This is a genomic window from Erwinia sp. B116, from assembly GCF_002865965.1.
GTDB lineage: Bacteria > Pseudomonadota > Gammaproteobacteria > Enterobacterales > Enterobacteriaceae > Erwinia.
In genome coordinates this window covers 130,853-138,969 of record NZ_JRZZ01000006.1, presented here as the reverse complement: position 1 = coordinate 138,969, position 8,117 = coordinate 130,853, and the positions used below count along the sequence as shown (strand labels likewise).

Here is an 8,117-nt window from a genome sequence, read left to right as displayed (position 1 = left end):
TGCGATCTCTCCGCTGAAATGCTCAGCCGCGCCCGCCTGCTGGCGGAGCAGAAAGGTGTGAGCGGCAACATGCAATTCAAACAAATTAGCGCCCAGCAGGTTGGTCAACATTTGGATCGGCCGGTCGATCTGGTATTGTTTCACGCGGTGCTTGAGTGGGTGGCCGAGCCCCGGCAGGCGCTGCAGGCGCTGTATGATGTGCTGAAGCCGGGTGGCATACTGTCACTGATGTTCTATAACATTCATGGCCTCACTTTGCAGACCATGGTGCTGGGTAACTTCGGTTATCTGCAGGCCGGCCTGACCAAGCGTAAAAAGAAAACCCTGTCGCCGGACTACCCGCGCGATCCGCAGCAGGTATACGGCTGGCTGGCCGACTGCGGCTTTACCATTGAAAACAAAACCGGTATCCGCGTCTTCCACGACTACATGCGTGAGAAGCACAAACAGACGGAGCGGTTTGACGAGGTTCTGGCTTTCGAGAAGCAGTACTGCCATCAGGAGCCCTTTTTGAGTTTAGGACGTTATATCCACGTCACCGCACGGAAACCCTTTAAGGCGGACGCATTATGAGTGACTTTTCTCAGACCATCCCCGAGCTGGTGGCCTGGGCGCGAAAAAATGATTTTTCCGTTTCGCTGCCGACCGAACGTCTGACTTTTTTGCTGGCGATTGCCACCCTTAACGGCGAGCGCATGGATGGCGAAATGAGCGAAGGCGAGCTGACTGACGCATTCCGCCACGTCAGCGAAGGCTTTGAACAGACCAGCGAAACGGTGCTGGTGCGCGCCAACAACGCTATCAATGATATGGTGCGCCAGCGCCTGCTGAACCGCTTTACCAGCGAACAGGCCGAAGGCAATGCCATTTACCGTCTGACGCCGCTGGCGATCGGCATCACCGACTACTATATTCGCCAGCGCGAGTTCTCCACGCTGCGCCTGTCGATGCAGCTGTCGATCGTCGCCGGCGAGCTGAAGCGCGCCGCGGATGCGGCTGAAGAGGACGGCGATGAGTTCCACTGGCACCGCAACGTCTTTGCGCCGCTGAAATACTCGGTGGCGGAGATCTTCGACAGTATTGATATCACCCAGCGCATCATGGACGAGCAGCAGCAGTCGGTGAAGGATGATATCGCCCAGCTGCTCAACAAGGACTGGCGCGCGGCGATCTCCAGCTGTGAACTGCTGCTGAGTGAAACCTCCGGCACGCTGCGCGAGCTGCAGGATACGCTGGAAGCGGCGGGCGATAAGCTGCAGGCCAATCTGCTGCGCATCCAGGATGCCACCATGAGCAGCCCCGATCTCGGTTTTGTCGATAAGCTGGTCTATGACCTGCAGAACAAGCTCGACCGTATCATCAGCTGGGGCCAGCAGGCGATTGACCTGTGGATCGGCTATGACCGCCACGTGCATAAGTTTATCCGTACCGCCATCGATATGGATAAAAACCGCGTGTTTGCCCAGCGCCTGCGCCAGTCGTTGCAAACGTACTTCGACGCCCCGTGGGCGCTCACCTACGCCAACGCCGACCGCCTGTACGACATGCGCGATGAAGAGCTGACCCTGCGCAGTGACGAGGTGACCGGCGAGTTACCTTCCGAGCTGGAGTACGAAGAGTTTAACGAAATTCGCGAGCAGCTGGCGGCGATGATTGAAGAGGCGCTGGCTATCTACAAGGCGCAGAAAAAACCGCTCGATCTCGGCCTGGTGGTGCGTGACTACCTGGTGCAGTATCCGCGAGTGCGGCATTTTGACGTGGCGCGGATTGTGATCGATCAGGCGGTACGCTTAGGCGTGGCCGAAGCCGATTTTACCGGCCTGTCGCCCGAGTGGCAGGCTATTAATGATTACGGAGCCAAGGTGCAGGCACATGTCATCGACAAATATTGAACAAGTGATGCCGGTTAAGCTGGCACAAGCCCTGGCGAACCCGATTTTTCCGGCGCTGGACAGCCAGTTACGGGCAGGACGCCACGTTGCGATTGAAGAGTTAGATCAACACGCTTTCCTGATGGACTATCAGGAGTTTCTGGAAGAGTTTTACGCCCGCTATCACGTTGAGCTGATCCGCGCGCCGGAAGGCTTTTTCTACCTGCGACCGCGTTCCACGACGCTGATCCCACGCTCGGTGTTGTCCGAAATGGACATGATGGTCGGCAAAGTCCTCTGTTACCTCTATCTCAGCCCGGAGCGGCTGGCCAATGAGGGCATCTTTACCCAGCAGGAGCTGCACGACGAACTGATGTCGCTGGCCGACGAGAACAAGCTGCTGAAGCTGGTGAACCAGCGCTCAACCGGATCGGATCTCGACCGGCAGAAGCTGCAGGAAAAGATGCGCGCCTCGTTAAACCGCCTGCGCCGCCTCGGCATGGTGTGGTTTATGGGCAACGACAGCAGCAAGTTCCGCATCACCGAATCGGTGTTCCGCTTTGGTGCCGACGTGCGCAGCGGCGATGACGCCCGCGACGCGCAGCTGCGCATGATCCGCGATGGTGAAGCGATGCAGCTGGAAGGTGGGCTGGTGCTGGATGAAGAGGGCGATAATGACGCCGAACAGGGCGCGCCGGACAGTGGAGAAGAAGAGTAATGATTGAACGTGGAAAGTTTCGTTCGCTGACGCTGATTAACTGGAACGGTTTTTTTGCCCGCACCTTTGACCTTGATGAGCTGGTGACTACGCTGTCGGGCGGTAACGGTGCCGGTAAATCGACCACCATGGCGGCGTTTATCACCGCGCTGATCCCCGATCTGACGCTGCTGCACTTCCGTAACACCACCGAAGCCGGGGCCACCTCCGGCTCGCGCGATAAAGGCCTGCACGGCAAATTACGTCCCGGCGTCTGCTATGCGGCGCTCGACGTGGTCAACTCGCGCCATCAGCGGGTGATCGTCGGCGTGCGCCTGCAGCAGGTCGCCGGCCGCGATCGCAAGGTGGATATCAAGCCGTTCAGCATCCACGGCCTGCCGGTGGCGATTAACCCGACCGAAATCCTCACTGAAACGGTGAACGCCCGCCAGGCGCGCGTGCTGCCGCTCAGCGAGCTGAAAGACAAATTTGAGGCGATGGAGAGCGTACAGTTTAAACAGTACAACTCAATCACCGACTACCACTCCGTGATGTTCGATCTCGGCATCGTGGCGCGTCGCCTGCGCTCCGCCGCCGACCGCAGCAAATACTACCGTCTGATTGAGGCCTCTCTGTACGGCGGTATCTCCAGCGCAATTACCCGCTCCCTGCGCGACTACCTGTTGCCGGAGAACAGCGGCGTGCGCAAGGCGTTCCAGGATATGGAAGGCGCGCTGCGCGAAAACCGCATGACGCTGGAGGCGATCCGCGTTACCCAGTCCGACCGTGACCTGTTTAAGCACCTGATTTCAGAAGCGACCAGCTACGTGGCGGCCGACTATATGCGCCACGCTAACGAGCGCCGCATCCATCTGGACGGCGCGGTGCAGGTGCGCGGCGAGCTGTTTACCAGCCGCCGTCAGCTGGCGACCGAACAGTATCGCCAGGTTGAGATGGCACGTGAGCTGGCCGAACACAACGCCGCCGAAAGCGATCTGGAGACCGATTACCAGGGCGCCAGCGATCACCTGAACCTGGTGCAGACCGCGCTGCGCCAGCAGGAAAAAATCGACCGCTACGATGCCGATCTCGAAGAGCTGACCTTCCGTCTGGAAGAGCAGAACGAGGTGGTGGCGGAAGCGCGTGAACAGCACGAAGAGCTGGAAGCGCGCAGCGAAGGCGCCGAGCTGGAAGTCGACGAGCTGAAAAACCAGCTGGCCGACTATCAGCAGGCGCTGGACGTGCAGCAGACCCGGGCGATCCAGTATCAGCAGGCGCTGCAGGCGCTGCAGCGCGCGCGCGAAATTTGCCAGATTAACGACCTCAGCGTGGATAACGCCGACGAGTGGCAGGAGACCTTCCAGGCAAAAGAGCAGGAGGCCACCGAACAGCTGCTACGGCTGGAGCAGAAGATGAGCGTGGCCGAGGCGGCGCACAGCCAGTTTGAACAGGCGTTCGAGCTGGTGCAGCGCATTGCCGGCCCGGTCAGCCGCAGCGAGGCGTGGCAGGTCGGGCGCGATCTGCTGCGCGATGCGGCCAACCAGCAGCACCACGCCGGGCAGCTGCAGTCGCTGCGATCCAGGGTGTCAGAGCTGGAGCAGCGCCTGCGCGAGCAGCAGGATGCCGAGCGGCTGCTGGCGGAGTTCTGCAAGCGCCACGGTCAGAGCGTCGATGCCGCCGATCTGGAGGCGCTGCAGTATGAGCTGGAAGCGCGTATTGAACAGCTGGGTGAGAGCGTCTCCACCGCCGGCGAGCAGCGTATGGCCCTGCGTCAGGAGCAGGAGCAGCTGCGCGAACGCATTGCCCGCCAGACGCGCCAGGCACCGCAGTGGCTGGTCGCGCAGGAGATTTTAGCGCAGCTGAGCGAGCAGAGCGGCCAGCCGCTGGAGAGCAGCCAGCAGGTGACCGAATGCATGCAGCAGCTGCTGGAGCGCGAGCGTGAGACCACGGTTGAGCGTGACGACGTGGCCGCGCAGAAGCGCGATCGTGAACGGCAGATTGAACGCCTCAGCCAGCCGGGTGGCGCGGAAGACGCGCGGCTCAACGCGCTGGCCGAGCGTTTCGGCGGCGTGCTGCTGTCCGAAATTTATGATGACGTCACTATCGACGACGCGCCTTACTTCTCGGCGCTGTACGGGCCGTCGCGCCACGCTATCGTGGTGCCGGACCTGTCGCTGGTGCGCGAACAGCTGGACGGGCTGGATGACTGCCCGGAAGACCTCTACCTGATTGAAGGGGACCCGCAGTCGTTCGACGACAGCGTATTCAACGTCGAAGAGCTGGAAAAAGCGGTGGTGGTGAAGGCCGGCGATCGCCAGTGGCGCTACTCGCGCTTTCCGAAGGTGCCGCTGTTTGGCCGCGCCGCGCGTGAAACCCAGCTGGAGCGGCTGGACGCCGAGCGCGACGCGCTGGCCGAACGCTATGCCACTCTGTCCTTTGACGTGCAGAAAATTCAGCGCCTGCATCAGTCGTTCAGCCGCTTTATCGGCAGCCATCTTGGCGTCGCCTTTGAAGCGGACCCGGAAGCGGAGCTGCGTCAGCTGAACCAGCGCCGCGTGGAGAATGAGCGCGCGCTGGCCAACCATGAAAGCCAGAACCAGCAGCAGCGCCAGCAGTTTGAGCAGGCGCGTGAAGGCGTGGCTCACCTCAACCGCCTGCTGCCGCGCGTCAGCCTGCTGCTGGACGATACGCTGCAGGATCGCTACGAAGAGATCCTCGAACGGCTGGATGAAGCGCAGGAAGCGGCGCGCTTCGTGCAGCAGCACGGCGCACAGCTGGCGAAGCTGGAACCTGTTCTGTCGGTGCTGCAGAGCGACCCGGAGCAGCACGAGCAGCTGCGGCTGGACTACCAGCAGGCGCAGCAGCAGCAGCGTGCCGCCCGTCAGCAGGCGTTTGCCCTGACCGAAGTGGTGCAGCGCCGCGCCCACTTTGGTTACACCGATTCCGCCGGCATGCTCAACGGCACCAGCGACCTGAATGAAAAACTGCGCCAGCGTCTGGAGCAGGCCGAGGGTGAACGTGCCCGCGCCCGTGAACAGCTGCGCCAGCATCAGGGCCAGCTGACCCAGTACAGCCAGGTGCTGGCATCGCTGAAAAGCTCTTACGACGCCAAGCGTGAAATGCTGAAAGAGCTGCAGCAGGAGATGCAGGACATCGGCGTGCAGGCGGACGCCAGCGCGGAAGAGCGGGCGCGCCTGCGCCGCGACGAACTGTACAGCGCGCTGAGCAACAACCGCGCGCGCCGCAGCCAGCTGGAAAAACAGATCACCTTCTGTGAGGCCGAGATGGACGCGCTGCAGAAGAAACTGCGCCGCGTGGAGCGCGAATACCACATCGGCCGCGAGCAGGTGGTCAGCGCCAAAGCCGGCTGGGTGGCGGTGCTGCGGCTGGTGAAAGATAACGGCGTCGAGCGCCGTCTGCACCGGCGTGAGCTGGCCTATCTGGGCGGCGATGAACTGCGCTCCATGTCGGATAAGGCGCTGGGCGCGCTGCGTCTGGCGGTGGCGGATAACGAACATCTGCGTGACGTGCTGCGCCTGTCGGAAGATCCGAAGCGCCCGGAACGCAAGATCCAGTTCTTTATCGCCGTCTACCAGCATCTGCGCGAGCGTATCCGCCAGGATATTATCCGCACCGATGATCCGGTAGAAGCCATTGAGCAGATGGAGATTGAGCTGAACCGCCTGACCGAGGAGCTGACCGCTCGCGAGCAGATGCTGGCGATCAGCTCGCGCAGCGCGGCGAACATTATCCGTAAAACCATCCAGCGCGAGCAGAACCGCATCCGCCAGCTTAACCAGGGGCTGCAGGCGGTAAGCTTCGGCCAGGTGAAGAGCGTGCGGCTGAACGTCAACGTGCGCGAAGCGCACTCGACGCTGCTGGACGTGTTATCGGAACAGCACGAGCAGCATCAGGACCTGTTCAACAGCAACCGCCTGACCTTCTCCGAAGCGCTGGCGAAACTCTATCAGCGCCTCAACCCGCAGATGGATATGGGCCAGCGTACGCCGCAAACCATCGGCGAGGAGCTGCTGGACTACCGCAACTACCTGGAGATGGACGTTGAGGTTAACCGCGGAGCGGAAGGCTGGCTGCGAGCGGAGAGCGGGGCGCTCTCTACCGGCGAGGCCATCGGTACCGGGATGTCGATCCTGGTGATGGTGGTGCAGAGCTGGGAGGAGGAGTCACGCCGGCTGCGCGGTAAGGATATTTCACCGTGCCGGCTGCTGTTCCTCGATGAGGCAGCGCGTCTGGATGCCAGGTCGATCGCCACGCTGTTCGAGCTGTGTGACCGTCTGGAAATGCAGCTGATTATCGCGGCACCGGAAAACATCAGCCCGGAGAAAGGCACTACCTATAAGCTGGTGCGTAAGGTGGTTAACAATACCGAACACGTCCACGTGGTCGGGCTGCGCGGCTTTGCCGCCGAGCAGACGGTAACCGAGGCGGCGGCCCCGCTCGCCTGATTGGGTAAAAAATAGCTGGCGGAAAAGTGGTAAATTATTTGCCGCCAGATTACTCTCAGTAACGGCATTTGCGACACACTAAGCGAATGCCGTTTTCTTTTTATATACTTAAAGCATCAGTTAATTGCCGCTGAATTCCTCGTCGGCTGACTTTACAGGGGGCAGGGATGTTGCTGCAGAAATCGTTATCCGCGCAGGCTAAGCTGCTTAGCTACTGTGTCTTGCTTGGGCTGACCCAGGCGTTTCCTGCCGTGGCCGGTATTCCGCCGGTTTCCGCTCCCGTGACGCATCATCTCTCTGCCGCACAGAGCCAGTCTCAGCTGGCTGCGGCGCTTTCCAGCCACGTCGGGCAGGTGGTGTTCCTGAAACAGCTGGCTCCTCTTTACGCCAGCCACGGCATGCAGCCGATGTGGCAGGATCCCCAGGCAGTGCGTGCTTTTCAGCAGCAGCTGGCCGAAGTGGCGCTTTCCGGCGTGCAGCCGCAGTTTACCCAGTGGGTTAAGCTGCTGACCGACCCGTCGGTTAGCGGGCAGGCGCGGGATATTGTGCTGTCTGACGCCATGCTCGGCTATCTGCAGTTCACCTCCAGCATTCCCGCTCAGGGTGAGACCTGGCTCTACAGCACGGCACCTTACAAGCTGGCCGCGCCGGGCGTTGCCGCAATTAATCAGTGGCAAACGTCGCTGACGCGCGGCAATCTGAGCGGCTTTATCCGGTCGCTGTCGCCGCAGCATCCGCAGTACGCGCGTATGCATCAGGCGCTGAAAACGCTGCTTGATGATAAACGCCCCTGGCCGCAGCTGACCGACCGTCAGACGCTGCGCCCCGGTCAGGTGAGCAACGACGTGCCGGCGCTGCGCGATATTCTGCAGCGCAGCGGCATGATGTCTGCCGCCAGCGAGCAGCCAAAGCCGGTGGATGAGGTGGTGGGCCAGGTGGATGCCCCGCTGGTGCATGACGATGACAATGCGCAGCCGGATGCGACGACCGCGCGCAACGCGGGTGGTGCGGCGGTGGTCAGCCCTTCAGCCGCTGCCGTTGATGGGACCCCTCTGGCGGTGACGCCGGAAAATCCGGGCAACG

Annotated in this window: 4 protein-coding genes and 1 pseudogene; all 5 read left to right on the top strand. The window is 61.4% G+C overall.

All coding sequences use genetic code 11. The features are described from left to right. The coding region (locus NV64_RS07010) for a methyltransferase domain-containing protein (RefSeq protein WP_233208940.1) at positions 1-573 on the top strand (573 nt) is incomplete at its 5' end. Continuing rightward, on the top strand, positions 570-1,892 hold the full coding sequence (mukF, locus tag NV64_RS07005; protein WP_056236872.1) for a chromosome partition protein MukF: 1,323 nt from the start codon (positions 570-572) through the stop codon (positions 1,890-1,892). The genes NV64_RS07010 and mukF, both read left to right, overlap by 4 nt. Beyond that, positions 1,873-2,589, top strand: coding sequence for a chromosome partition protein MukE (mukE, locus tag NV64_RS07000; RefSeq protein ID WP_072166378.1), 717 nt, complete (start codon positions 1,873-1,875; stop codon positions 2,587-2,589). Before mukF ends, mukE begins: the two co-directional genes overlap by 20 nt. Continuing rightward, complete coding sequence (mukB, locus tag NV64_RS06995) at positions 2,589-7,034, top strand: chromosome partition protein MukB (protein ID WP_101505606.1); 4,446 nt, start codon at positions 2,589-2,591, stop codon at positions 7,032-7,034. The genes mukE and mukB overlap by 1 nt, the downstream gene beginning before the upstream one ends. Before the next feature lie 167 nt (positions 7,035-7,201). Next, positions 7,202-8,117: pseudogene (locus NV64_RS23930) on the top strand (L,D-transpeptidase); the annotation flags it as partial.